We start from the raw sequence: 23,905 nt of genomic DNA on the forward strand, positions 1-23,905 counted from the left end.
TTCCCGGACACGGCGCCACCGGCTTTGCGGACCTGCTTCCACCGCTTAACCTGCAGCGGATGAATGCGCCCGCAGATGCAAGCGACGAGGTCCTGATGCTGTCCTGGTGCAGCGGGGATGCGAGCGCGTTCGAGCAGATCTACGCCCGGCACCGCAGGCCGCTGTATGGCTTCCTGCTACGCCAGTTGCGGCAGCCTGCGCTGGCGGACGAGATGTTCCAGGACGTGTGGCAACGGGTGATCGGCGCCCGCGCGGGTTGGCAACCGGACGGCGGATTCCGCGCCTGGCTGTTCCGCATCGCCCACAACCGCCTCAACGACCACTGGCGGGCATCGCGCCACCGGCCGCCTGCGCCCGCGGACAGCGACGACAGGATCAACCGCGAGGCCGATCCGTCCACCCCGGAACACGTGCTGTCGGAATTCGAACAGAGACGCCGCCTGCAACTGGCGATGGAACAACTGCCGGACGAGCAGCGCCTGGTGCTGGCACTGAGACTGGAACAGGAACTGAGCCTGGAGGAGATCGGAGAGGTGACGGGAGTGGGCCGGGAAACCGTCAAGTCGCGGTTGCGGTACGCGATGGACAAGCTGCGCGCGGAGCTAACTCCATGACAACGCCCCGGAAAGAACCTTTGGATCCACAGGAGCGCGAATGGGCCGATCGCCTGGCGCGCCTGGGCCCCCATGGAGATCCGCCGACGGGCGTGGATGCCGCCATCCTCGCTGCCGCCCACGCCGCCGCGAACCCCGGGCGGCGGAAGCCGAAGCGCTGGCCTGCCATGGCCGGACTGGCGGCGATGCTCGCACTGGCGGTCGGCGTCACCTGGCAGTTGCGTCCCACCCAGGAGTTGCCAGCGACGGCCGGTGAAGGGCCTGCCACGGCGGCCGAAGGTGTTGCCATCAAGCCCGCCGAGCCCGCTCCGGCACCCGCACTCTACGAAGCGCTACCCGCGCCCCCTCCGGAGCCGGCACCGGCGACGCCCCCGCCGCCAGTGGCCAAACCGGCGGCTCCTCCAAGCTCGGCCGCGCCGCCACCCCCGCCTCCGGTCGTAGCCCCGGCACCACCGGCACCACCGGCACCACCGTCACCCGCGGCGGCGGCGCCACGTGAAGCCTCGCGGTTGCAGAGCGAAGTGCGGGCCGTACCCGAAGGCATCTCCGACCCTGCGCCCATGGATATCGACCGGGAAAGCGCAAGCACAGACGCAGCGGAAGCGACGGCCTCCGCTTCGCGCCAGCGCCTCTCGCGATCTGCCCCGGCTGCGGCTGAAGCGACGGCTGCCAGGGCCGAGCCGATCGAGGACCGCGGCCTCACGGTCGACGACCTCCCCATCGAGGCCGACCTGGGCCTGGCACCCGAAGTCTGGATCGAGCGCATCCGGCAAAGGCGCGAGCGCGGGAACCTGGAGCAGGCGCGCCGGAGCCTGGATGCCCTGCGCGAAGCCCACCCGGACATCGAGCTGCCGCCGGACCTGGCCACCCTGCGACGTGCGACAGATCCGGGGCGATGAGCGGATTCACCCTCGCCCGCCGCGAACGCCATGAAATCGAGGTCAAGCACAGCCGCTTCCTCGCGCTCGCCGGTCCGGTTGATTCCCCCGCGGCGGCCTTGGCCTTCGTCGAGGAAGTCGGTGATCCCGCGGCAACCCACAACTGCTGGGCCTACCGGATCGGGGACCTGTACCGCTCCAGCGACGATGGCGAGCCTGCCGGGACCGCTGGCAGGCCGATCCTGGCCGCGATCGATGGCCAGGGGCTGGACGAGGTGGTGGTGGTGGTGACGCGCTGGTACGGCGGCATCAAGCTGGGGGCAGGCGGGCTGGTACGTGCCTACGGCGGTTGCGCCGCCGAGTGCCTGCGTACCGCCGAACGCAGCGAGCTGGTGCAGTGGACGCAATGCACCGTGCACTACGCCTTTGCCGATACCGGCCCGGTCCACGCCTGCGCCACCGCCCACGGCGCAGAGAAGCTCGAGGAGCACTTCGATGCCGGGGGCGCCCGCCTGCGCCTGCGGCTGCCCGCCGACCGGCTGGAGGCGCTGGCGGACCACCTGCGGGACGCCACCCGCGACCGGGCGACCCTATCGGATTGAAGTGCTGCCGCCTGCCGCCCGAGACGCCCGGCGGCCGATGGCGGACAATGGCGGGATGACTGATCCGATCGAGTCCGGGAAGGACACCACTCCGCCTGCCAAGGCCCCCGTCAGCCGCCTGCGTACCCTCTGGCCGTTCGTGCGCAAGCACCGGGCGCTGTTTGGCGGTTGGCTGTTGGCGCTGGCCGCATCGTCGGCCGCCACGCTGAGCCTGCCGGTGGCGTTCAAGACCATGATCGACCAGGGCTTTGCCGAGGGGGGCGGCGGCGCCATCGACCGGGCGTTCATGCTGCTGTTCGCGGTCGCGGTGGCGCTGGCCATCGCCACGGCGGCGCGCTTCTTCTTCGTCTCGCTGTTGGGCGAGCGGGTGGTGGCCGACCTGCGCGGGCGGCTGTACTCGCACCTGATCAGCCTCGACGCCGGCTTCCACGACCGCAGCCGTACCGGCGAGCTGGTCTCTCGGCTGACCGCCGACGCCGAACTGCTGCGCGGCGTGATCGCCACCAGCATGTCGGTGGCCCTGCGCAGCCTGGTGACTTTCGTCGGCAGCATCGTGATGCTGTTCATCAGCAGTCCGCACCTGGCGGCGTATGCGATGGTCGGCATCCCCCTGGCCGTGCTGCCGATCGTGCTGGGCGGCCGCCGCCTGCAGAAGATCTCCCGCGCCAGCCAGGACCGCGTGGCGGATGCCAACGCGCTGGCCAACGAGACACTGGGCGCGGTGGCGACGGTGCAGGCGCATGCGCGCGAGCCCTACGAGCTCGGCCGATTCAGCGAGGCCCTGAAGATCGCCGTGGCCACCGCCCGCCGCCGCATCCAGGCCCAGGCCTGGGTCACCGCCATCGCCATCGTGCTGGTGTTCGGGGCCATCACGCTGGTGCTGTGGTCGGGCGCCCACGACGTCATGGAAGGCACGATGAGCGCGGGCACGCTCGGCCAGTTCGTGCTGTACGCGCTGATCGGCGGCGGCTCGGTGGGGTCGCTGGCGGAAGTCTGGAACGACCTCCAGCGCGCGGCCGGCGGCATGGGACGGGTGACCGAGCTGTTCGACGAGCAGGCCGCCATCACCACGCCCGCGCAACCGCTGGCCCTGCCCGATCCGGTGCGTGGCGAAATCGACATCGACGACGTCACCTTCCACTACCCGATGCGTCCCGATGCGCCCGCACTGGAGCACTTCTCGCTGAAAGTGGCGCCGGGCGAGACGGTCGCGCTGGTCGGTCCGTCCGGGGCCGGCAAGAGCACGGTGCTGTCACTGCTGCTGCGCTTCCACGATCCGGAAAGCGGAATGCTGCGCATCGACGGCCTGGACGTCCGCCAGCTCGATCCGGCACGGCTCCGCGAGGCCATTGCCCTGGTGCCCCAGCAACCCGCCATCTTCGCCACCACCGCCCGCGACAACATCCGCTACGGGCGCCTGGAGGCCAGCGACGCCGAGGTCGACCGCGCGGTCGAGGCGGCGCATGCCACCGACTTCATCGCAGCGCTGCCGCAGGGCCTGGACACCGAACTCGGCGAACGCGGCGCCCGCCTGTCGGGCGGACAGCAGCAACGCATCGCGATCGCCCGGGCGCTGTTGAAGGATGCTCCGATCCTGCTGCTCGACGAAGCCACCAGCGCACTGGACGCCCAGAGCGAGCGGGCCGTCCAGCAGGCACTGGACGCGTTGATGGAAGGCCGCACCACCGTGGTGATCGCCCACCGCCTGGCCACGGTGCTCAAGGCCGACCGCATCGTGGTCATGGACCACGGACGGATCGTGGCCGAAGGCACGCACGAACAGCTCCTGGCACAGGGCGGGCTGTACGCGGAACTGGCGAAACTGCAGTTCCTCGACTGAGACTTGACATGGATCAGCGCCCGCATTCAGGCGGGCGCATAGCATCGTGTTCACGATGAACACCGCGACCTTCCACCGCTTCATGAGCCGCCTGGCACTGGTCGCTGCGCTGCTGGTGATGCTGGTCCCCACCACGGGTCGGTTGCTGGCCGGGGCGGAAGGTTCGGCGGCCGCCACGGTCGCCCACCACGGGGTGCTCATCCAGGCGTCGGAGCCGTCGGCCTCCGACACCGCTCCGGCGATGCCGGACACGCCGATTTCGGGTCACCTCGAAGACTGCGCCTACTGCCCGTTGCTGGCGTCGTTGATCAGCCAGCCCGGCCCGGCGAGTCCGCCTCCCCATGCCAACCGCCGCGCTGAGCGGTTCGCAAATGCCGACGCCGGCCCCCGTGCGGCATGGCACCCGACCGGCCTGGGCTCCCGCGGACCACCGCGCCCGCTCTGAAGCGCCCGCGCATCGACAACGCGATGTCCTACGTGTCTCCGGAAACCTACGACAGCCTGGTCGTGGTCAAGGGGCCGCAGACAGTGTTGTGGGGGCCCGGGGCCTCGGCCGGTACCGTGCGCTTCGAGCGCGACCGCGAGGTCTTCGACGCACCCGGCGTCCGGCTGGCGGGAAGCCTGCTGGGGGGCTCGTTCGACCGCAACGACCAGGTCCTGGACGTGACGCTCGGTGCCCCGATCGGTTATGCCCGCGTCAGCGCCAATCGCTCCGAATCAGGCGACTACGAGGACGGCGACGGCCGGACTGTCGGCTCGGCATGGAAGAAGTGGAACGCCGACGTGGCGCTCGGCTGGACTCCGGACGCAGACACGCTGCTCGAGCTCTCGGCCGGGTTCGGCGACGGCGAGTCGCGCTATGCGACCCGCGGCATGGACGGCACCCGGTTCGACCGCGAAAACCTCGGGTTCCGTTTCGAGAAGGCCGGCTTCAACGGCCCACTGGAGGACATCGAGTTCACCGCCTTCCACAACCGCGCCGACCACGTGATGGACAACTACACCCTGCGTGATCCCAACCCCGACGGCATGATGCCGATGCCCATGGCATCCAATGTCGAACGCACCACCAGCGGCGGCCGTTTCGCCGCCAGCTGGGTGCTGGACTCGCTGGAGGCGACCGCAGGCGTGGACGCACAGGACAGCCGCCACCGCCGTCGCAGCGCCATGGGCCGCGGGGCCTACCTCGCCCAGCCATGGATCACCGACGCGCGCTTCGCGAACCTGGGTGTTTTCGGCGAGGGCACCTGGGACATCGCCGAACGCAACCGCCTGGTGGCTGGCGCCCGGGTCGACCGTGCTTCCGCCGATGACGAGCGCGCGACGGTCGGGCGGGCAGCCATGCCCAACCCGACCGCCGGAGTGACCCGGAAGGAGACGCTGGTGGCCGGCTTCGCACGCTTCGAACAGGATGCCGCGAACCAGCCACTTACCTGGTATGCAGGCATCGGCCATACCGAGCGCATGCCGGACTACTGGGAGCTGTTCTCGGCCGACGCCGGACCGGCCGGGTATCCGAACGCCTTCAGCGGTTTGGATACGGAAAAAACCACGCAACTGGACGTGGGCCTGCAGTACCGCACCAAGCGGGTCGATGCCTGGGTGTCCGCCTATGCCGGCCGGATCGATGACTTCATCCTGTTCCGCTACGACACCGGCGGGATGATGGGGCCCGCTTCGACGGCGACCAACATCGACGCACGGGTGGCTGGCGCCGAACTGGGCGTCGAGTATCGTCCGCGCGAGTTCTGGAAGGTGGGCGCCACGCTGGCCCACGCCCGCGGCGAGCAGGACAGCGGGGCCGCGCTTCCGCAGATGCCACCGCTGGAAGGGCGCCTGACGCTGGGCCGCGACGACGGCACGTGGTCCTACGGCGCGCTCTTGCGCGCGGTGGCATCGCAGGGCCGGGTGGCGCCGGGCGATGGCAACGTGGTGGGACGCGACCTAGGCCCGAGCGCCGGCTTCGCCACCGTCTCGCTCAACGCGGGCTGGCGCGTGAACAGCCTGGTGCAGGTGACCGCGGGCATCGACAACATCTTCGACCGCGCCTACAGCGAGCACCTCAACCTGGCCGGCAACGCCGACTTCGGTTACCCCGCCGACCCGGTACGCATCAACGAGCCGGGCCGCACCGCATGGCTCAAGGTGAACCTGACCTACTGACCGCCTTCCGTGACCGCACCGGCCTGGCCCCGCAACGGGTCAGGCCTTGCCCTGCCCGAACAACACCTTGCGCTCGTCCTCGCCCAGCGGCTTGCTGGAGTAGGCGCTGGATGGATCCTCGTAGACCCTGGTCGTCGCCGGCCGGGCCTTGATCGTTTCGAACCAGCGGGCCAGGTTCGGGAATTCATCCAGCCGCTGGCCATGCGACTCGTGCGGCACGATCCATGGATAGCAGGCCATGTCGGCGATCGAGTACTCGCCGGCGATGAAATCCCGGCCCGCCAACTGCCGGTCCAGCACGCCGTACAGCCGGTTGGTTTCGCGGGTGTAGCGGTCGATCCCGTAGGGCACCTGCTCGGGCGCGTAGACGCGGAAATGCCCGGCCTGCCCCGCCATCGGCCCCAGCCCCGCCACCTGCCAGAACAGCCACTGCAGCGCTTCGAGGTAATCCCGCTGAGCCACCGGCAGGAAGCGGCCGGTCTTGCCCGCCAGGTACAACAGGATCGCGCCGGACTCGAACACCGGCAGCGGCCCGCCCGGCTCCGAAGGCGCGTGGTCGACGATCGCCGGCATCTTGTTGTTCGGCGAGATCGCCAGGAAACCGGGAGCGAACTGGTCGCCCTTTCCGATGTCCACCGGGATGATGCGGTGCTCGAGCCCTGCTTCTTCGAGGAACAACCGGATCTTGTAGCCGTTCGGCGTTGGCCAGTAGTAGAGGTCGATCATCGCTGGCGTGCTCCTTGCCTGGGTGCGCCAGCTTACCGGCCACCCGGCCGACGCAGGGTATCGGCTCCGGGATGGTCTATTCCAGTCCCGGCAGCGCCCGCGCCACGATCTCCTGCAATGGCAGGCCCGAAGGCAGCGTGCCCATTGCGCGACCATGTGCGCCGCCCAGGCGACTGCGGCAGAACGCGTCGGCGGCCGGGCTGTGGGCCCGCAGCAGGATGCTGCCCTGCATCGCCAGCGCCAGCTGTTCCACGAACAGGCGGGCGCCCGACTCCTCCACCATCGCCCCATCCTGCAACGGAGCGCGTAACCGCTCGAGCGCCGCAGCATGGTCCGGATGCCCATCGCCAGCCCGCTGCAGCTCCGCCCACAGCGCCTCGCGCGTTTCCGGCTCCTTGTCCAGTGCCCGCAGCACGTCCAGGCACTGGATGTTCCCGCTGCCTTCCCAGATCGAGTTCAGCGGCGCCTGGCGGTAGAGCCTGGGCAGCATCGATTCCTCTACGTAGCCGTTGCCACCCAGGCACTCCTGCGCCTCGTTGACGAACATCGGTGCGCGCCGGCAGGTCCAGTACTTGCCGATGGCGGTCGCCACCCGGGCCAGCGCCCGCTCCTGTTCCCGATCCGCCGCTTGGCCATGCGAAGCATCGACCGCGCGTGCGACCCGCATCGCCAGCGCCAGTGCGGCCTCGGCTTCGATGGCAAGGTCGGCGAGCACGTTGAGCATCAACGGCTGCTCCACCAGTCGCTTGCCGAACGCGGCCCGGTGCCGGCAATGGTGTATCGCGTGTGCCAGCGCCATGCGCATCTCGGCCGCGGCGCCGAGCATGCAGTCGAGCCGGGTCAACATCACCATCTCGAGGATGGTCTGGACGCCGCGCCCCTCGTCCCCGATCCGCCAGGCCCGCGCACCGCAGAACTCGACCTCCGAAGACGCATTCGACCAGTCGCCGAGCTTGTCCTTCAGCCGCAACAGGCGGAATGCGTTGCGCTCCCCATCCGGCAGCCTCCGAGGCATCAGCAGGCAGGTCAAGCCGCCCGGCGCCTGCGCCAGCACCAGAAAGCCGTCGCTCATCGGTGCGGAGAAGAACCACTTGTGGCCGACCAGCCCGTATTCACCATCGGCCCGCGGCGTGGCCACCGTCTGGTTGGCGCGAACGTCGCTGCCGCCCTGCTTCTCGGTCATGCCCATGCCGATGGTGACGCCAGCCTTGGCGCCGATCGGCAGTTCACGCGGATCGTAGCGAGGTGCAGCCGCCTTCCGCGCCCACTCCGCCAGGGCCGGCTCGCGCCGCAGGACCGGCACCGCGGCGTGGGTCATCGTGAGCGGACAGCTGGTGCCGGGCTCGACCTGGTGGTGCAGGTAACTCAGCGCCGCACGCGCGACGTGCGCCCCCGGCGACGCGTCCTCCCACGACAGGCCGGCGACGCCGTTCCCGATCGCCGCCTGCATCAGTGCGTGGTAACTGGGATGGAATTCGACGCGATCGATGCGTTGCCCGCGGCGGTCGTGGCTGCGCAACCTCGGGCGGTCCCGGTGCGCTTCGAAGCCCAGTTCGTAGAGGTGGCTGCCGGCCAGCATGCCGTAATCGTGCAGGCGGCCGACAAAGTGGGCGGCACCCTCCCGCTGCACCGCCTCGCGCAGGGCCGGGTCATCCAGCCACAGGTCGCGCGGCGCGAAATCCGGCACCTGGTTGAGGACCTCGTGGGTCTCGAAAGCGATCGGCTCCATCTCTGACTCCATGCGCGCCAGTCCTGAATCTAACGCAGTGGCCCCGGACGCGAGGCAACAAAAAGCCCCGCCTGGGCGGGGCTTCCGTCAGGGCCGCGTTGCTACCTGATCATTCGACCGGGGTGATGTCGGATGCCTGCGCACCCTTCGGCCCCTGGGTCAGCTCGTAGCTGACGCGCTGGCCTTCCTGCAGGCTGCGAAAGCCCTTGGCATTGATCGCGGAGAAATGTGCGAAGACATCGGCGCTGCCATCCTCTGGCGAGATGAAACCGAAGCCCTTGGCGTCGTTGAACCACTTCACGGTGCCGTACTGCATATCCTTGACTACCTCTGTGCTGGGTACGATGTCGCGTATCGGCGCGGGGGATCTTGGACCGACCGCCACCCGAGTATGCAAACTGAACGCACGCTTGACAATCGCAACCGACTGATCAGGCCTCGGCGCCAGCCGACAACAACGCCCGCAGCAGCGGCGGCAGGCCGGCGGAAGCGGCGGCCACGTTGTCCAGCACGTCTTGCAGGGTGATCACTTCAGCCACGTCCGGGCCGGCACCGGCGGCCCAGTTCGCCACCACCGCCAGGCAGGCGTAGTCCAGCTCAAGCTCGCGTGCGAGCGCGGCTTCCGGCATGCCCGTCATGCCCACCAGGTCGCAGCCGTCGCGGCGCATCCGGGCGATCTCCGCCCGGGTTTCCAGCCGCGGGCCCTGGGTGGCGCCGTAACAGCCGCCGTCCTCCAGCGCCACCCCGGCCCGGGTGGCAGCCGCAAGCACTTCACGCCGGAGACCGGGGGTGTAGGGATCGCCGAAGTCCACGTGCATCACTTCGCTGCCCGGTTCCTCGCAAAGGGTCGAGATGCGGCCCCAGGTGTAGTCGATCAGCTGGTCGGGACAGGCGAGCACCCGCGGGCCGAAGCGCGCGGTGATGCCGCCGACCGTATTGAGCGCCAGCACGCGGCGCGCGCCCAACGCCTGCAGGGCCACCAGGTTGGCCCGGTAGTTGATCTGGTGCGGCGGCAGCGAATGCTCCTCGCCATGGCGCGCCAGGAAGGCCACCCGGTGCCCCTCCAGCATACCGACCCGGATCGGCCCGGACGGTGCGCCGAAGCGCGTCACCGGCTGGTGCGGCTCGACGTCCTCCAGCCCGGCCAACTGATACAGACCGGTGCCACCGATGACCGCGAGTTCGATCAGACGGTCCATGTCCTACTCCGCCAGTGCGTAGATGGCCGGCAGGTTGCGGCCCTGCTCGTGGTAGTCCATGCCGAACCCGAAGACATAGCGGTCCGGCACCTGCAGGCCGACATAGTCCGCGCACATGCCTTCCACGCAGCGATCGTGCTGCTTGACCGCCAGCGCGGCGATGCGGACCTCGCTGGCGCCCTGTGCGCGGCACCAGGCAACGATGCCGGCCATGGTGTGGCCCTCATCCAGGATGTCGTCGACCAGCAGCACCCGCCGGCCCTGCAGCGCGGTGGCCGGGCGGTGCTTCCAAACCAGCTCGCCGCCGGAAGTCTCGCCGCGGTAGCGGGTCGCGTGCAGGTAGTCGAACTCGAGGTCCTGGCGCAGCACGCCCAGTTCCATCGCCAGTTGTGCCGCGAACGGCATGCCGCCGTGCATGACGGTCAGGTACACCGGCACGGTGCCTTCGTAATCCTTCGCGATGTCCGCGGCCATCGCGGCGATGGCACGGTCGACGCTGGCACGGTCATGGATGACGTCGGCGGTGGCCAGCACCTGTTCGAGCGAAGCGGTCATGCCAGCCCCTCCAGGCGCCCACGGCTGTCGCCGTATCGCTGTTCGGCGATCAGCCCTTCCCATCCGCGCGCACCACGGCCGATCAGGCCGGTCAGCGCCATCGTGTTGAGGCTGCGGCCTTCGACCGCCTTCAGCGACTCGTCCACCAGTTCGGGATGGCAGACCAGCACCACGTCGCAGCCGGCATCCAGGTGCAGGTCGACGCGCTGCTTGATGCCGCCGGCGGAGAACGCCGCCGCCATGCCGATGTCGTCGGAGAAGACCACGCCGCGGAAACCCATTTCCTTGCGCAGGATGTCGTCGATCCAGCGCCGCGAATAACCCGCCGGCTCCGGCGCGACCTCGGGATAGACCACGTGGGCCATCATCACCGCGTCGGCACCGGCCTCGATGCCGGCCACGAACGGGACCATGTCCAGGGTGCGGATCTCCTCCAGCGGGCGCGGATCGACGGCGTCGTCGAAGTGGGTGTCCTCCAGCACCGAACCGTGGCCCGGGAAGTGCTTGAGGGTGGCCGCCATGCCGGCGGACTGCATGCCGCGCACGTAGGCGCGGGTGAACTCCGCCACGACGGCCGGGTCATCCGAGAACGCCCGGTTGCCGATGGCGCGGTTGCCACGACCGAGGTCGACCACCGGCGCAAAGCTCAGGTCGACACCGCTGGCCTTGATCTCGCTGGCCATCAGCCACGCATGCTCCTGGGCCAGCTTGAGTGCGCCTTCGCGATCGGCCGCGAACTGGCGGCCGAAATCCTCCAGCGGCGGCAGCGCTGTGTAGCCCTCGCGGAACCGCTGCACTCTGCCACCTTCCTGGTCGACGCAGACGAGCTGCGGCCGGGGGGCCGCCTCGCGGATCGCCTGGGCGAGCTCTCCCACCTGTGCGCGGGAAGCGAAGTTGCGGGTGAACAGGATCACGCCGGCGCAGCCGTCATGCTGCAGCCAGTCGCGCTCCTGGACGGTGAGTTCGGTACCGGCGACGCCGATCACGAGCATGTGGGACTCCTGGACGATGGCTTGGGCGCGGATGCCCGGCCGGGCATTGTCGCGCAGTTGGCGGGGACGCGGCTGAAGGCGCCTAGCTCCCCGGATGGCGTTCGGCCGCGCTCCAGCCGGAGTACGGGCGGGAAGCCAACGCGAGGTTGTAGTACCGGGGTTGGTCGGTCACTTCGGCACCGGCCCACCCCGGCAGTTCAAACGCCTCGTCGGCACTGGAAAGCTCGATTTCGGCGACCACCAGCCCGGTGTTGTCGCCCAGGAACTCGTCGACCTCCCACAGATGGCCATCGACGCGCACCAGGTGGCGACGCTTGTCGACCAGACCACCTACGCACAGCGCCAGCAGCGCACGGCCATCCTTGACCGGGATCGGGTATTCGAATTCCTGCCGGGTATGGCCGAGTTCGCGCGACTTGAGGTTCAGCCAGGCCCGCTCGCCGGCGATGCGCACGCGCACCGATGCCTTCATGCGCGACCCGGCGGCGGCCTCGTCCATCGCCGCGATGTCGTTGAGGTAACCCTGGGTCATCGGGACCACCTCGTGCGCGGCCGCACGCCAGCCGTCGCCGGTGACCAGGAACTTCCGCTCGATCTCTATCGCCATGCCGGGTTCTCCTGGTGTCTTTTCGGGCTCATGCCGGTTCGAAGACCGCGATGGATTCCACGTGCGCCGTATGCGGGAACATGTCCATCACGCCGGCGGCCTGCAGCTTCCAGCCCTTCTCGTTGACCAGGTAGCCGGCATCGCGCGCCAGCGACGCAGGATGGCAGCTGACATAGACGATGCGGCGGAACTGTTTCAACGGCAGCTGGGTCAGCACGAAGTCGGCGCCCGAACGCGGCGGGTCGAGCAGCAGCATGTCGAAGCCCTCGCGCATCCACGGCTGGTCGGAGAGGTCCTTGCCGAGGTCGGCCGTATGGAACTCGGCGTTGTCGACACCGTTGGCCGCGGCATTGTCACGCGCCCGCTGCACCAGCCCCGCCTCGCCTTCCACCCCGACCACCTCTCGCACCGAGCGCGCCAGCGGCAGGGTGAAGTTGCCCAGACCACAGAACAGGTCCAGTACCCGGTCATCCGGGCCGGCATCCAGCAGTTCCAGCGCGCGCTCGATCATGCGCTGGTTGAGGCCGGCGTTGACCTGGATGAAATCCAGCGGCTTGAAGGCGAACCGGAGATCCCAGCGCGGCAGCGCGAACGACAGGCTGGGCGCCTCGGGCCAGATCGGATGGACGCTGTCGACGCCCCCGGGCTGCAGGAAGATGGCGAAACCGTGCCGTTGTCCGAACGCCACCAGCCTCGCCCGGTCCGCCTCCGAAAGGGGCGACATGTGCCGGAAGGTCAACGCGATGGTGTCGTCTCCCGCGATGAACTCGATCTGCGGGATATCACTGCGGGCTTCCATCCCGTCCACCAAATTGGCGAGTTCCCCGACCTTCTCGCCGATCGCGGGGATGACGGTATGGCAGTGCTGGATGTCGGCGACGAAACGTGGGTCCAGCTCGCGGAAGCCGACCAAGGTCTTGCCCTTCTTCTCCACCCGCCGCACCGAGAACCGCCCCTTGCGGCGATACCCCCAGGCGGCGTCGACCAGCGGCTCCAGGACGCGACCGGGCTTCACCTTGCCGATGCGTTCAAGGTTCTCCAGCAGGACGCGCTGCTTGGCGAGGATCTGGCGATCGCCCTGGTAATGCTGCAGCGAGCAACCCGCGCAGGTACCGAAGTGGGCACAGCGCGGTGCCACGCGCTCCGGGGCGGCTTGCAGCACCTCCACCACCTGCGCCTCGTCGTAGCTGCGGTGGCGACGGGTCTGCACCGCCATGACGGTTTCGCCCGGCAGCGCGCCGGCAACGAACACGGCCTTGCCGGGCTCACCCGGAACGGCCGATGGCCGGCGCGCGACGCCCCGGCCATCGTGGGTGAGATCGGTGATTTCGGCTTGGAACGGGGTCTTGTCTAGGCGTGCCACGGCATGCTGCGGGAATGACGGCCGGCTATTGTCTCAGACCGTCGCCCCCGCGTGCCGGCGACGCCGCCTACTTCTGCTTCCAGCTGCCACCGCTCTGGTACCACCAGCCGCTGCGCGCGCTTTCGATCCACTGGCGGGCGAATACGTCGCGGATCTGGCCCTCCCACTCAGGGTGGCCGTTGGCGACGGCGATCTCGCGATAGACGGCATTGCGGTCGCGGTTGTCTTCTGCAACGGCCTGCTGGATCGCTGCCCGGTCCTTCAACGGAAGCTTCGAAGCATCACGTACGACGATGGTGCCGTCACCCGAGAAGCCCAGTGCACCGGCATCGAAACCGGCGCGCAGGGTCGAGTCGAAGCGCGAAGCCATGCGCGCCTTGATCGCCTGGATCGCGGGCGTGCGGATGTTGATGTCCGGCGACTGCGCGTGGGCGCTGCCAATGCCGACCAGCGAGTACAGGTCCACGCGCGAGGCGAGCTCGCGCAGGGACACCGGCTGCAGGGAAGCGCTGGGGCCACCGCCGGCTTCCTGCGCTCCTTCGTTCGGCGTCGTGGCCCTGTCGCCGATCACTTCGTCGACGAATTCCTTGGCGGCCTCGCGGGCCTCCGCGGCGGGGAAGTAGACGTTGATCGTGACGCAGGCCGTGACCAGCACGGCGGCGACCGGGATACCCATCCAACGACGCATATGAATTCTCTCCAGGAAAGTGCCCAAACTACTCTAGTCCACGACCGGTTTCACATCGCCGCTGCCAACTGCCTGCAGGCGCTCGACCAGGATCGGCCAGTCCACCCGGCGGTTGAAGCCCACCACCGTGAGCCGCGGCAACCCCGAGCCCTCGACGATGACGAAGCCCGCGCCGGCAGGTACGAGCCCGGTCATCGTGCAGACCTCGTCGGCGAGGGTGCAACCGATGCCGATCCGGGAATAGCCGAAGTCGTCGAAGAAGCCGATCAGCTGCGCCTGCAACGATCCCACGAACGAGCTGTTGCCGACGCTGGTCAGGTCCTGCACGGCTCGTTGGCTGATCCGTTGCCGTACGCCACGATGACGGTCGGTGTTCAGCCATGCATCGAACGCGACCGGCTGCCAGTCGACCAGACGCAGGGCCTGCACCCTACCGTCGAGCTTGCCGGTGATGCTGCCGAAATCGAAGGCGCCAGTGAGTGCCAGCAGGTCGATGTCGTCGAAGGCGACGTCGGCCGACAGCGTCGGCAGGACGCCGAATGGCCGCTCCATCGAGAGCGAACCGACGGTGACCTTTCCGCCAAACAACTGCATCTCCAACCCGCCGTCCAGCACCAGCCGGTTGTCGGCGTAGCGTGCGCTCGGGAGGGTACCGCTGAGCTCGCCGGTGAATGCCGGCCACCCCAGGGCCTCCGACAGCCGGGACACATCCAGCGACGCCAGCCCGAGGCCGAACTCCATCTGCATGCCGGCCCCGTCGCCGGGCGGGACGATGTGCAAGTCCGAAAGCGTTGCCTGGCCACCGAGGATCGGGAAATCGACCTCTTCCCTGAGCCAGATGGCACCCCCTTTGCTCGAGAACGGCAACCGCGCCGCGCCGAACGGCAAGCCGTAGAGCGTCCCACCCTGCCAGCTCAGCTGGCTGGCCGCATCTGACCCACCGGAGAAGCGCAGGTCGCCGTCGAGGTGCTCGAATTCGAACCTGCCGGCGGGATCATCCACATCCACCGCATGCAGGCGCACAAGCGCATCGGACAGCGCGCCATCCAGCCACTCGATCCGAGCGTCGGCACTGCCCTGCAACCGCAGGTCCGCCAGGCCTGCCGTGCCCAGCCAGCCGCTGAGATAGCCATCGGCCAGCCGTGAGAGGTCGGGACTCGAAGCCTCGAGGACGAGCGCATCGAGCGCCATCTCGCCGCCAAACACCGCACTGCCGTCGGCCGTGAAGATGCCGGGGTCGTTCCAGCTGAAGGCGGGAAGCCGCCAGCCCTGGGTGTCCTCCTGGATTGCCCGGATGCCCAGCGATACGCGGCGCTGCCCGAGTGCGACATAGGTACTGCCAAACAGCAGCTCGCTACCCTCCAGCACACCGTCAACGGAGACGGTGCTGGTATCGGCGATCGTCGCGTCGAGCTGGAGCGATCCGTCGATGCCTGCCGCGGCGATGGTCCCATCCGGCGTATCCAGCCCCGCGGAAGCAAGTTGCAAGGGGCCGGAGATTCCGATCCCCTCGTCCATGGATGACACCTGCAGCGACGCATCCACCCGTCCCTGCCCCAGCCGGCCCTCCTCCCACGCCTTCGACAGCAGGGCCTGGGTCCAAGCCAGGGGGATGGCGACCAGGTCGATTCGGGTGACATCGGGCGAGGACCCGCTGCGATGCACACGCACGTTCGCCGGACCGCGCTGGAGTTCGGCAGAAACGTCTTCGTCCTCCAGCGTCACCGACAGCGACGCGACGCCGACCGCCCCGGACACCGGTCCTTCGCAATGCCATGCATTGCCGGCGCCGCGCAGCAGCGGGCACTCCCAGCTGACATCCCGGAACCGATAGCCGAGGGCGGGGGCGTCGATCTCCCGGGCACGCAGGCGCAGCTGGCCTTCGGCCTCGTCCCTGGGCCAGGACAGCTCGACGACCACCTCTTCCAGGTCGGCCACCCCCGTCTCGATGCGGTCTATGCGCGCCACGGCCTCGCGCGCGGAGGCTGTCGGCGCGGCCAGCAGACCGGCCAACAGCAATACGCAGTACGACGGGCTTATGATGGGACGGGACATGAGTGCGACAGCATACCGAGCGCAAGGAGCGATCGATGAAGGCGGGAAGCCGTTGTTTACCCCGGGTGCTGCTGGTCGAGGACGATGCGACCAGCCGAGAGTTCCTCGCTTGCGCATTGCGGACATTGCCGGCAGTGGTCGACGGCGCCGGTTCAGTCACCGAAGCCCTCGACATCGCCACGACCCGGCGGCACGACCTCTGGCTGTTCGACGCGCACCTGCCTGACGGCGACGGAGCCGGCCTGCTGGCCAGCCTCAGGGCGCGATGGCCCGGGACGCCGGCAGTGGCGCATACCGCCTCGAGCGACCCGGCACTGCACGCACGCCTGCTGGCAGCCGGTTTCGTCGAGGTGCTCTCCAAGCCGTTGCCCGCGTCGACCCTGCACAACGTCGTGCGGCGGTGGGCGAGTCGAAGCGGCATCGCGGCGGTATGGGATGACGCGCTGTCGCTGGCGGCGCTCAATGGCAATGTCGCGCACGTGGCTGCATTGCGGGGGCTGTTCCTGCAGGAGCTGCCGGCCACCCGCGCACGGGTACTGGAGCAGGCCCGACATGGCACCGGCCCGACGCTCGGCGATGAGTTGCACAAGCTGCGGGCCAGCTGCGGTTTCGTCGGGGCGGCACGCCTCGCCGATGCGGTGCGGGTGCTGGGCGAGCAGCCCCTGTCGAGCGAGGCAGTGGCTGCATTCGATTCAGCCTGCGAAGAGACCCTGGCGGGGTTGGCGCCGGCAGAAGCCTAGGATTCGCGGCCGGTCGTCCGGTCCCGGGATGACGGCAGCCCACCCAGCATCTCCCAGGACTTGAGCCCACGCGGGCCGAGGTGGTGCGACAACACGACACGCATCACCCGCCGCAGGCCGGGAAGATCTTCCGGCACGGGAGGCCGGTCCGCCGCCAGGTCAAGCAGCGCACGTCCCGTGGCGGCCCCGCTGCGATCGCCCGCGCCACGATCGCTCAGTACCCGTCGCGGCCCATGCTCGGGGTCGACCCGGTAGCGGGCCGCCGGGTCGATCGGGTCGCCGTCGCCATCCACGCTCCAGTCGAAGCCACTGCCGAGTGCGTCGAGCAGGTCGCGTTCGAACTGGCGCAAGGTCCAGCCAAGCGGCTGCAACGCCCGCAGGCGCTCGCGCGTACGGGCATAGGCCGCGAACAGGTCGGGCTGGGGGTCGTCGCGCGGGGTCAGCCGCAGGGTCAACTCATTGACGTAGAAGCCTGCAAGCATCGCCTCGCCGACCAACCGCGGCGCCGCGTCGAGGGCCTCGGCGCCGCGCAGTTGCGCCAGCTCTCCCTGTTGCACGGCCTCCAGGCGAATCCACTGCAGCGGTTGCAGGGCCGCCCTGAGCGGATGGCGTTTCGGACCCTGCACCCCCCGGGCGACCAGTCCGATCCGGCCATGGTTCGCGCTCAGCACCTCCACCAGCAGGCTGGTTTCCCGCCACGCGCGGGCGTGCAGGACGAACGCGGGCTCGGCCGAAATGCGCATCGGAAACGGGGCGTACCGTTTTACTCGTGGTAGCCGAACGCGCGCAGCGCCGCTTCGTCGTCCGACCAGCCTTCGCGGACCCGGACCCAGGTCTCCAGGAAGACCTTGGCACCGAAAAGCCGCTCCATCTGCATCCGGGCCTTGGAACCGATGTCGCGCAGGCGCTCGCCACCCTTGCCGATCACGATCGCCTTCTGCCCGTCGCGCTCGACCCAGATCACGGCGCCGATCCGCAACAGCGCGCCATCGACGACGAATCGCTCGATCTCCACGGTGGTCGCGTACGGAAGCTCTTCGCCCAGCAGCCGCATCAGTTGCTCGCGGACCAGCTCGCCGGCGAGGAACCGCTGGCTCTTGTCGGTGATCTCGTCCTCGGCGTAGGCGGCGGGCTGCTCGGGCAACAGGCCCAGTACCGCCTTGACCAGCGGTTCCAGCCCCTTGCGCTTGAGCGCCGAGATCGGGTGCACCGACGCGAACTCGCGACCCTCGGACACCTGCGCCAGGTACGGCAACAGCGCACTCTTGTCCTTGAGGCGGTCGACCTGGTTGACCACCAGCACCACCGGCACCCCGGCCTGGTGCAGCGCCTGGTAGGCGAAGCTGTCCGCCTCGTCCCATTGGCCGGCACGCACCACCAGCAGGGCGGCGTCCACCCCTTCCAGCGCGCCACGCGCCGCCCGGTTCATCCAGCGATGCATGGCCGAGGCGGTGGACTTGCCCTGGTCGCGGTGCAGCCCCGGGGTATCGACCAGCAGCAACTGCCCCTCCGGGAAGGTGGCGATGCCCAGCAGGCGGTGCCGGGTGGTCTGGGGGCGATTGGAGACGATGCTGACCTTCGCCCCGACCAGCGCATTGGTCAGGGTCGACTTGCCGACGTTGGGACGGCCGATGACGGCAACGTGGCCGCTGCGATGTGGGGTATTCATCGGGGGATTGTAGTAGGAGCGACGTGAGTCGCGACCCACTGACAACAGAATTCGCCACGATCAACGCGCGGATCGAACACGCGACGGACGCGGCGGTTCACTCCTTGCGAAGCGAATCCGGTTGCCGGCGGGTCGCGACTCACGTCGCTCCTACCGCACAGGGACCGTCAGAGCGCCTCCAGCGCAGCCAGTGCCGCCTCGGCAGCCACCTGTTCGGCGCTGCGCCTCGAGTTGCCCTGGCCTTCGGTCACCACCACGGGCTGCGCCAGCGTGCAGGTGACCCGGAAGGTCTTGGCGTGGTCCTCGCCCGACTCCTCCACCAGCTCATAGGCCGGCAGCGGCCGCCCCCGACCCTGCAGCCATTCCTGCAGGCGGGTCTTTGCGTCCTTGCCGACCTTGTGCGGCGGCGGCAGTGCATCCATCGCGGCCTCGAACCACGGCATCACCACCTGTCGGCAGGTCTCGAAACCGCTGTCGAGGTAGATCGCCGCCACCACGGCTTCCAGGGCATCGGCGAGGATCGAATCCCGGCGATGCCCGCCCGACTTCATCTCCCCGGGCCCCAGGGTCAGGCGCGCGCCCAGTTCCAGCGCGCGGGCAATCGGCGCGAGGGCTGATTCACGCACCAGCTCCGCCCGCGCGCGGGTCAGCGCGCCCTCGTCCGCCCTGGGCCACCGTGTGTAAAGCGCCTCGGCGACGAACAGGTTCACCAGCCCGTCCCCGAGGAATTCCAGCCGCTCGTTATGCGGCGCCCCGGCACTGCGATGCGTCAGCGCCTGGGCCAGCAGCTCCGGCGCGGCGAACCGGTGGCCGATCAGGTCCGGCATCGTCAGTCGGCGGCCCCGCGGCGCAGTTCCTTCTCCGCCTCGAACCGGCCGACCACGTCCAGGTTGGCGATCAACGGACGCCGGACTTCGTACTTCACCGTCATCAGGTAACCGGAATCCTTCCGCACCAGCTTCACATGCGCGGGCTTCACGTTTTCCGAGTAGTTGATGTACAGGCGCCGGAAGAACAGGTCCTTGACCTTCGATGGATCCATCTGCGCGACGCCCGCCTGCTTGGACAACCCTTCCATCGACTGCTTGACCGAATAGTACTCGGAATACATCGGGATCACCTTCATCCCCATGTAGATGAACACGCCTACCACGGCCAGTACCACGATGAACCCGACCAGGGTGATGCCGCTCTGCTTCTGCCTCATGTCGCCTACTCCCCTGAATGTCTGTTTCAGAACCCGCCCCAAGCCCCGCGCGTCAGCGAATGCTGTCGCCGATGCGCGAGAAATCGACCCCGCCATCGATGTGCATCCAGATCAGGAACGCCTTGCCCCGCAGGTTGCGCTCCGGAAGGAAGCCCCAGTATCGACTGTCCTCGCTGTTGTCGCGATTGTCACCCATCACGAAATACTGCCCTTCCGGTACAACCCACTCGCCTTCGCCCGGATCCCGGAATGGCAGCCCGGTACGCTCCAGCACCTGGTGCGGACGGCCCTCGAGCTGCTCTTCCAGCAGTTCGGCGCCGGTCATTTCCGAGCCGTTGCCCCGCCCTTCGTAGCGGCCGTGGGAAACATACCCCAACGGCGTGCCGTTCACGTGCACCTGGTTGTCGTAGTAGGCGATGCGGTCGCCCGGCAGGCCCATCACCCGCTTGATCCAGTCCTGGTCGGGGTGGTGCGGCGGCCTGAAGACCACCACGTCGCCGCGCTCGGGCTCCCCGATCTCGACGAACTTGTGGTTGTTGATCGGCAGCCTCAGCCCGTAGGCGAACTTGTTGACCAGGATGAAGTCGCCGGTCAGCAGGGTCGGCATCATCGAGTTGGACGGGATGCGGAACGGCTCGGCGATGAAGCTGCGCAACACCAGCACCGCCAGCAGCACCGGGAAGAACGCCTTGGAATAGTCGACGTACCAGGGCTCGGCATCATCGTCCAGCAGCCCTTGGCGCGCGGTGCGGCGCTTGGCGAGGACCATCTTGTCGAGCAGCCACACCAGTCCGGTGACCAGCGTGAGCACCACCAGGGCGATTTCGAACCAACGCATGCGGCTTCCTTTACTTGTGGTCCACCTGCAACACCGCGAGGAAGGCTTCCTGCGGGATCTCGACGCTGCCGACCTGCTTCATGCGCTTCTTGCCGGCCTTCTGTTTCTCGAGCAACTTCTTCTTGCGCGAAATGTCGCCACCGTAGCACTTGGCGAGCACGTTCTTGCGCATCGCCTTGACCGTGGAACGCGCAATGACCTGCGACCCGATCGCCGCCTGGATGGCGACGTCGAACATCTGCCGGGGGATCAGCTCGCGCATCTTCTCGGCGATCTCGCGGCCGCGGCGGTCGGCGTGGGCGCGGTGGGTGATCATGCTCAGCGCGTCGACCTTGTCGCCGTTGATCAGCGTATCCACGCGCACGAACGGGCCTGGCTCGAAGCGCAGGAAGTGGTAGTCAAGTGAGGCGTAGCCGCGCGACACCGACTTCAGGCGGTCGAAGAAGTCCATCACCACCTCGGCCATCGGCAGCTCGTAGCTGATCTGCACCTGCTGGCCCATGTAGGTGATGCCGATCTGGTTGCCGCGCTTTTCCTCGCACAGGGTGATCACGTTGCCGACGTAGTCGGGCGGCGTGAGGATGTTGGCGCGGATGACCGGCTCGCGGATCTCCTCGATCAGGTTGGACTGCGGCAGCTTGGCCGGGTTGTCCAGCGAGATCACGCTGCCGTCGGTCTTGAGCACCTCGTACACCACGGTCGGCGCGGTGCTGATCAGGTTGAGGTCGTACTCGCGCTCCAGGCGCTCCTGCACGATCTCCATGTGCAGCATGCCGAGGAAGCCGCAGCGGAAGCCGAAGCCCATGGCTTCCGAGGATTCCGGCTCGAAGCGCAGCGCGGCGTCGTTGAGGCGGAGCTTGTCGAGTGCCTCGCGCAGGTCCGGGTAGTCATCGGCGTCGACCGGGAACAGGCCGGCGAACACCCTCGGCTGCATTTCCTGGAAGCCCGGCAGCGGCGCCGGCGCCGGGTCCGCGGCCAGGGTGAGGGTATCGCCCACCGGCGCACCGTGGACATCCTTGATGCTGGCGTTGATCCAGCCCACCTCGCCGGCCCGCAGCGACGGCATGTCCTTGCGCTTGGGCGTGAACACGCCGACCTTGTCGACCTGGTGCGTCCGCCCGGTGGACATCACCAGGATCTTGTCGCCGGCCTTGATCTCGCCCTGCATGACGCGCACCAGGCTGACCACGCCCAGGTAGTTGTCGAACCAGGAGTCGATGATCAGCGCCTGCAGCTTGTCGCTGTCGCGCGGCTTCGGCGGCGGGATGCGGGTGACGATCGCCTCCAGCACCTCCTCGATGTTCAGCCCGGTCTTGGCGCTGACGGCAACCGCGTCAGAGGCGTCGATGCCGATGACCGCCTCGATCTCGGCCTTGGCCCGCTCGATGTCCGCGGTCGGCAGGTCGATCTTGTTGAGCACCGGCACCACTTCCAGCCCCTGCTCCACGGCGGTGTAGCAGTTGGCAACCGACTGTGCCTCCACGCCCTGCGCGGCATCCACCACCAGCAGCGCACCCTCGCAGGCGGCCAGCGAGCGGCTGACTTCGTAGCTGAAGTCGACGTGGCCCGGGGTGTCGATGAAGTTGAGGTGGTAGGTCTTGCCGTCGCGGGCGGTGTAGGAGACCGACACCGACTGCGACTTGATGGTGATGCCGCGTTCGCGCTCGATCGGATTGCTGTCGAGCACCTGGGCCTCCATCTCGCGCTCGGTCAGCCCGCCGCACAGGTGGATGATGCGGTCGGAAAGCGTCGACTTGCCGTGGTCGACGTGGGCGATGATGGAGAAGTTGCGGATCTGCTGCATGGGCGCGGCTGGGGGCTCTGGGGCCGTCGAAGTCAACGGGCGATTATCGCACACCGCAGGCCGCCGCCCCGGTGCCGGGGAAGGGCCACGGCCCCACCCCGCAGCACCGGGAGCATGTTCAGCCGCCCGGCACCGTCACCGCGACGAACTGGGTCGCACCACCACTCCTGACCAGCAGCATCAGGGTCTCGCCGGGCCGGGCACGTTGCAGACGGCGTTCCAATACTTCGACGCTGTCCACGCTCTCGCGTCCGACAGCAAGGATGACGTCTCCCGGACGCAACTGGGTCTCCCGTGCCAGTTCACGATCGACACCCGCCACCAGCACGCCCTCGCCCTCCTCGATCTGCAGGCGCCGGCGCGTCGTCGTATCCAGCTCCTTCAAGGTCAACCCCAGCACATTGGCTTCGGTCGCGTTGCCAGGATCGGATCCCGGCGTGTTGGCGCTTCGGCTGCGGCTCGTCGTGCCGCCCGTCTCTTCGCCACCCACCACCAGCTCGATCTCCCGTGCCCGGCCATCGCGGAACAGCTCGAGCGTCGCGCGGCTGCCAGGCACCAAGGCGCCCACCAGCGGTGGCAGGCTGCTGGCGTCACCAACGGGCGCGCCGTTGAAGGACCGGATCACGTCCATGCGCTGGATGCCGGCCTTCTCCGCCGCACTGCCCGGCTGCACGTTGGTCACCAGCGCACCGCGCGTGTCCGGCAGGCCGATCGCTTCAGCCGCTTCGCTGCTCACCGCCTGGATATTCACGCCGAGCAGGCCCCGCCGCACTTCGCCGGTCTCCTTCAGCTGCTCCACCGCGTTCATCGCCAGATCGATCGGGATGGCGAAGCTCACGCCCATGAACCCGCCGGAATTGGAAAAGATCTGCGAGTTGATGCCGACCACCTCGCCGGAGGTGTTGAGCAACGGGCCGCCGGAGTTGCCCCGGTTGATGGCCACGTCGGTCTGGATGAACGGCACGTACTGCTGGCCCGAGTAGGGATTGGAGCGACCCACCGCGCTCACGATGCCGGCGGTGACCGAATGGTCCAGCCCGAACGGCGAGCCGATCGCCACGACCCACTCCCCGGCCTGCAGCGACTCCTGGCCCGGCCGCAGCCATCGCAGCCCGTCCGCCTCGATCTTCAGCAGGGCGACGTCGTACTGCTCATCGCTGCCGATGACCTCGGCCTCGAATTCACGGCGGTCGGACAGCGTCACGGTGATGGTGTCGGCCCCATCGACGACGTGGTGGTTGGTCAGCACGTAGCCATCGTCGGAAATGACGAACCCGCTTCCCAGCGAGGTGCCGCCGCGTGGCCCCTGCGGACCCTGCGGGCCTCCCGGCATGGGCATGCCGAACCGGCGGAGCAGTTCCTCGAATTCATCCGGCACCTGGCCGCGGCCGCTGCGTTCCGGCGGTGCCATCTCGGCGCTGATATTCACGACGGCGGGCCCGACGCGCTTGACCAGCGTGGTGAAGTCGGGGAGCCCGGTCACCATCGGCGGCGCCGAAGGCGGCGTGACCGCCTGCGCGGCGGCGGCCGCGGTGGTCGGCGACTGCTGCGCGGTGCACGCAGCGGGCAGCAAGGCGGCAAACGCACCGATGAGGACAATGGATCGAATGGGTCGGTTCATGGAATCGGCCTCGGT

General features: G+C 68.6%; 23 protein-coding genes and 1 pseudogene. 7 read left to right on the forward strand and 17 right to left on the reverse strand.

The features are described 5' to 3' along the window. Positions 1-59: 59 nt before the first annotated feature. The 6 genes and pseudogenes from B5D37_RS04475 to B5D37_RS04500 all read left to right on the forward strand — a co-directional run. Positions 60-614, forward strand: coding sequence for an RNA polymerase sigma factor (locus B5D37_RS04475; RefSeq protein WP_078757530.1), 555 nt, complete (start codon positions 60-62; stop codon positions 612-614). Continuing rightward, on the forward strand, positions 611-1,513 hold the full coding sequence (locus B5D37_RS14625; protein ID WP_143814146.1) for a hypothetical protein: 903 nt from the start codon (positions 611-613) through the stop codon (positions 1,511-1,513). Before B5D37_RS04475 ends, B5D37_RS14625 begins: the two co-directional genes overlap by 4 nt. Continuing rightward, a complete protein-coding gene (locus B5D37_RS04485) occupies positions 1,510-2,094 on the forward strand; it encodes an IMPACT family protein (protein ID WP_078757532.1) in 585 nt (194 codons plus the stop codon). The genes B5D37_RS14625 and B5D37_RS04485 overlap by 4 nt, the downstream gene beginning before the upstream one ends. A gap of 55 nt (positions 2,095-2,149) precedes the next feature. Next, positions 2,150-3,934, forward strand: a complete 1,785-nt coding sequence (locus B5D37_RS04490; protein WP_078757533.1) for an ABC transporter transmembrane domain-containing protein — start codon at positions 2,150-2,152, stop codon at positions 3,932-3,934. A 55-nt stretch (positions 3,935-3,989) separates the two neighbouring features. After that, the gene (locus tag B5D37_RS04495; RefSeq protein WP_078757534.1) at positions 3,990-4,379 is read left to right on the forward strand and encodes a DUF2946 family protein; all 390 of its coding nucleotides are present in this window, start codon (positions 3,990-3,992) and stop codon (positions 4,377-4,379) included. Between the two features lie 8 nt (positions 4,380-4,387). Beyond that, a pseudogene (locus B5D37_RS04500) lies at positions 4,388-6,097 on the forward strand (TonB-dependent copper receptor); the annotation flags it as partial. 39 nt (positions 6,098-6,136) lie between these two features. Here the strand turns inward: B5D37_RS04500 and B5D37_RS04505 are convergent. The 10 genes from B5D37_RS04505 to B5D37_RS04550 all read right to left on the reverse strand — a co-directional run bounded on the left by B5D37_RS04505 (position 6,137) and on the right by B5D37_RS04550 (position 16,011). Beyond that, positions 6,137-6,823 carry a glutathione binding-like protein gene (locus B5D37_RS04505; protein ID WP_078757536.1) on the reverse strand — a complete coding sequence of 229 codons (687 nt, stop codon included), beginning with the start codon at positions 6,821-6,823 and terminating at the stop codon, positions 6,137-6,139. 76 nt (positions 6,824-6,899) lie between these two features. After that, on the reverse strand, positions 6,900-8,564 hold the full coding sequence (locus tag B5D37_RS04510) for an acyl-CoA dehydrogenase family protein (protein ID WP_200809190.1): 1,665 nt from the start codon (positions 8,562-8,564) through the stop codon (positions 6,900-6,902). Between the two features lie 97 nt (positions 8,565-8,661). Next, positions 8,662-8,868 carry a cold-shock protein gene (locus B5D37_RS04515; RefSeq protein WP_078757538.1) on the reverse strand — a complete coding sequence of 69 codons (207 nt, stop codon included), beginning with the start codon at positions 8,866-8,868 and terminating at the stop codon, positions 8,662-8,664. A gap of 115 nt (positions 8,869-8,983) precedes the next feature. After that, positions 8,984-9,751: an S-methyl-5'-thioinosine phosphorylase gene (locus B5D37_RS04520; RefSeq protein WP_078757539.1), complete on the reverse strand. Its 768-nt coding sequence runs from the start codon at positions 9,749-9,751 to the stop codon at positions 8,984-8,986. A gap of 3 nt (positions 9,752-9,754) precedes the next feature. Beyond that, complete coding sequence (locus B5D37_RS04525; protein ID WP_078757540.1) at positions 9,755-10,306, reverse strand: hypoxanthine-guanine phosphoribosyltransferase; 552 nt, start codon at positions 10,304-10,306, stop codon at positions 9,755-9,757. Further along, positions 10,303-11,298 carry a beta-N-acetylhexosaminidase gene (gene nagZ, locus B5D37_RS04530; RefSeq protein ID WP_078757541.1) on the reverse strand — a complete coding sequence of 332 codons (996 nt, stop codon included), beginning with the start codon at positions 11,296-11,298 and terminating at the stop codon, positions 10,303-10,305. The genes B5D37_RS04525 and nagZ overlap by 4 nt, the downstream gene beginning before the upstream one ends. An 82-nt stretch (positions 11,299-11,380) precedes the next feature. Next, entirely contained in the window at positions 11,381-11,905 is a 525-nt protein-coding gene (locus B5D37_RS04535; protein ID WP_078757542.1) for a CYTH domain-containing protein, read from the reverse strand. A 28-nt stretch (positions 11,906-11,933) separates the two neighbouring features. Beyond that, on the reverse strand, positions 11,934-13,268 hold the full coding sequence (gene rlmD, locus B5D37_RS04540) for a 23S rRNA (uracil(1939)-C(5))-methyltransferase RlmD (protein ID WP_078757543.1): 1,335 nt from the start codon (positions 13,266-13,268) through the stop codon (positions 11,934-11,936). A gap of 67 nt (positions 13,269-13,335) precedes the next feature. Further along, positions 13,336-13,956, reverse strand: coding sequence for a YdbL family probable chaperone protein (locus B5D37_RS04545; RefSeq protein WP_078757544.1), 621 nt, complete (start codon positions 13,954-13,956; stop codon positions 13,336-13,338). Positions 13,957-13,989: 33 nt separating this feature from the next. Next, positions 13,990-16,011, reverse strand: a complete 2,022-nt coding sequence (locus B5D37_RS04550) for an AsmA family protein (protein ID WP_078757545.1) — start codon at positions 16,009-16,011, stop codon at positions 13,990-13,992. A 35-nt stretch (positions 16,012-16,046) separates the two neighbouring features. On the opposite strand from B5D37_RS04550, the gene B5D37_RS04555 reads away from it, so the two are divergent. Beyond that, positions 16,047-16,751 carry an Hpt domain-containing response regulator gene (locus B5D37_RS04555; protein WP_078757728.1) on the forward strand — a complete coding sequence of 235 codons (705 nt, stop codon included), beginning with the start codon at positions 16,047-16,049 and terminating at the stop codon, positions 16,749-16,751. On the opposite strand, the gene recO is transcribed toward B5D37_RS04555, so the two are convergent. The 7 genes from recO to B5D37_RS04590 all read right to left on the reverse strand — a co-directional run bounded on the left by recO (position 16,748) and on the right by B5D37_RS04590 (position 23,890). Next, positions 16,748-17,494: a DNA repair protein RecO gene (recO, locus tag B5D37_RS04560; RefSeq protein ID WP_078757546.1), complete on the reverse strand. Its 747-nt coding sequence runs from the start codon at positions 17,492-17,494 to the stop codon at positions 16,748-16,750. The two genes, B5D37_RS04555 and recO, sit on opposite strands and share 4 nt — an antisense overlap. A 20-nt stretch (positions 17,495-17,514) precedes the next feature. Continuing rightward, the gene (gene era / locus B5D37_RS04565) at positions 17,515-18,420 is read right to left on the reverse strand and encodes a GTPase Era (protein WP_078757547.1); all 906 of its coding nucleotides are present in this window, start codon (positions 18,418-18,420) and stop codon (positions 17,515-17,517) included. Positions 18,421-18,587: 167 nt separating this feature from the next. Beyond that, the gene (rnc, locus tag B5D37_RS04570) at positions 18,588-19,247 is read right to left on the reverse strand and encodes a ribonuclease III (protein ID WP_078757548.1); all 660 of its coding nucleotides are present in this window, start codon (positions 19,245-19,247) and stop codon (positions 18,588-18,590) included. Positions 19,248-19,249: 2 nt separating this feature from the next. Further along, positions 19,250-19,627: a DUF4845 domain-containing protein gene (locus B5D37_RS04575; RefSeq protein ID WP_078757549.1), complete on the reverse strand. Its 378-nt coding sequence runs from the start codon at positions 19,625-19,627 to the stop codon at positions 19,250-19,252. Positions 19,628-19,679: 52 nt separating this feature from the next. Continuing rightward, positions 19,680-20,465 carry a signal peptidase I gene (gene lepB, locus B5D37_RS04580; RefSeq protein ID WP_078757550.1) on the reverse strand — a complete coding sequence of 262 codons (786 nt, stop codon included), beginning with the start codon at positions 20,463-20,465 and terminating at the stop codon, positions 19,680-19,682. A gap of 10 nt (positions 20,466-20,475) precedes the next feature. Further along, positions 20,476-22,269 (reverse strand): translation elongation factor 4, encoded by a 1,794-nt coding sequence (gene lepA, locus B5D37_RS04585; RefSeq protein ID WP_078757551.1) that lies wholly within the window; start codon positions 22,267-22,269, stop codon positions 20,476-20,478. A gap of 118 nt (positions 22,270-22,387) precedes the next feature. Continuing rightward, on the reverse strand, positions 22,388-23,890 hold the full coding sequence (locus tag B5D37_RS04590; RefSeq protein WP_078757552.1) for a DegQ family serine endoprotease: 1,503 nt from the start codon (positions 23,888-23,890) through the stop codon (positions 22,388-22,390). Positions 23,891-23,905: the final 15 nt, after the last annotated feature.

Source organism: Lysobacter spongiicola DSM 21749 (assembly GCF_900167055.1).
In the GTDB taxonomy this organism is placed as follows: Bacteria; Pseudomonadota; Gammaproteobacteria; order Xanthomonadales; family Xanthomonadaceae; genus Novilysobacter; species Novilysobacter spongiicola.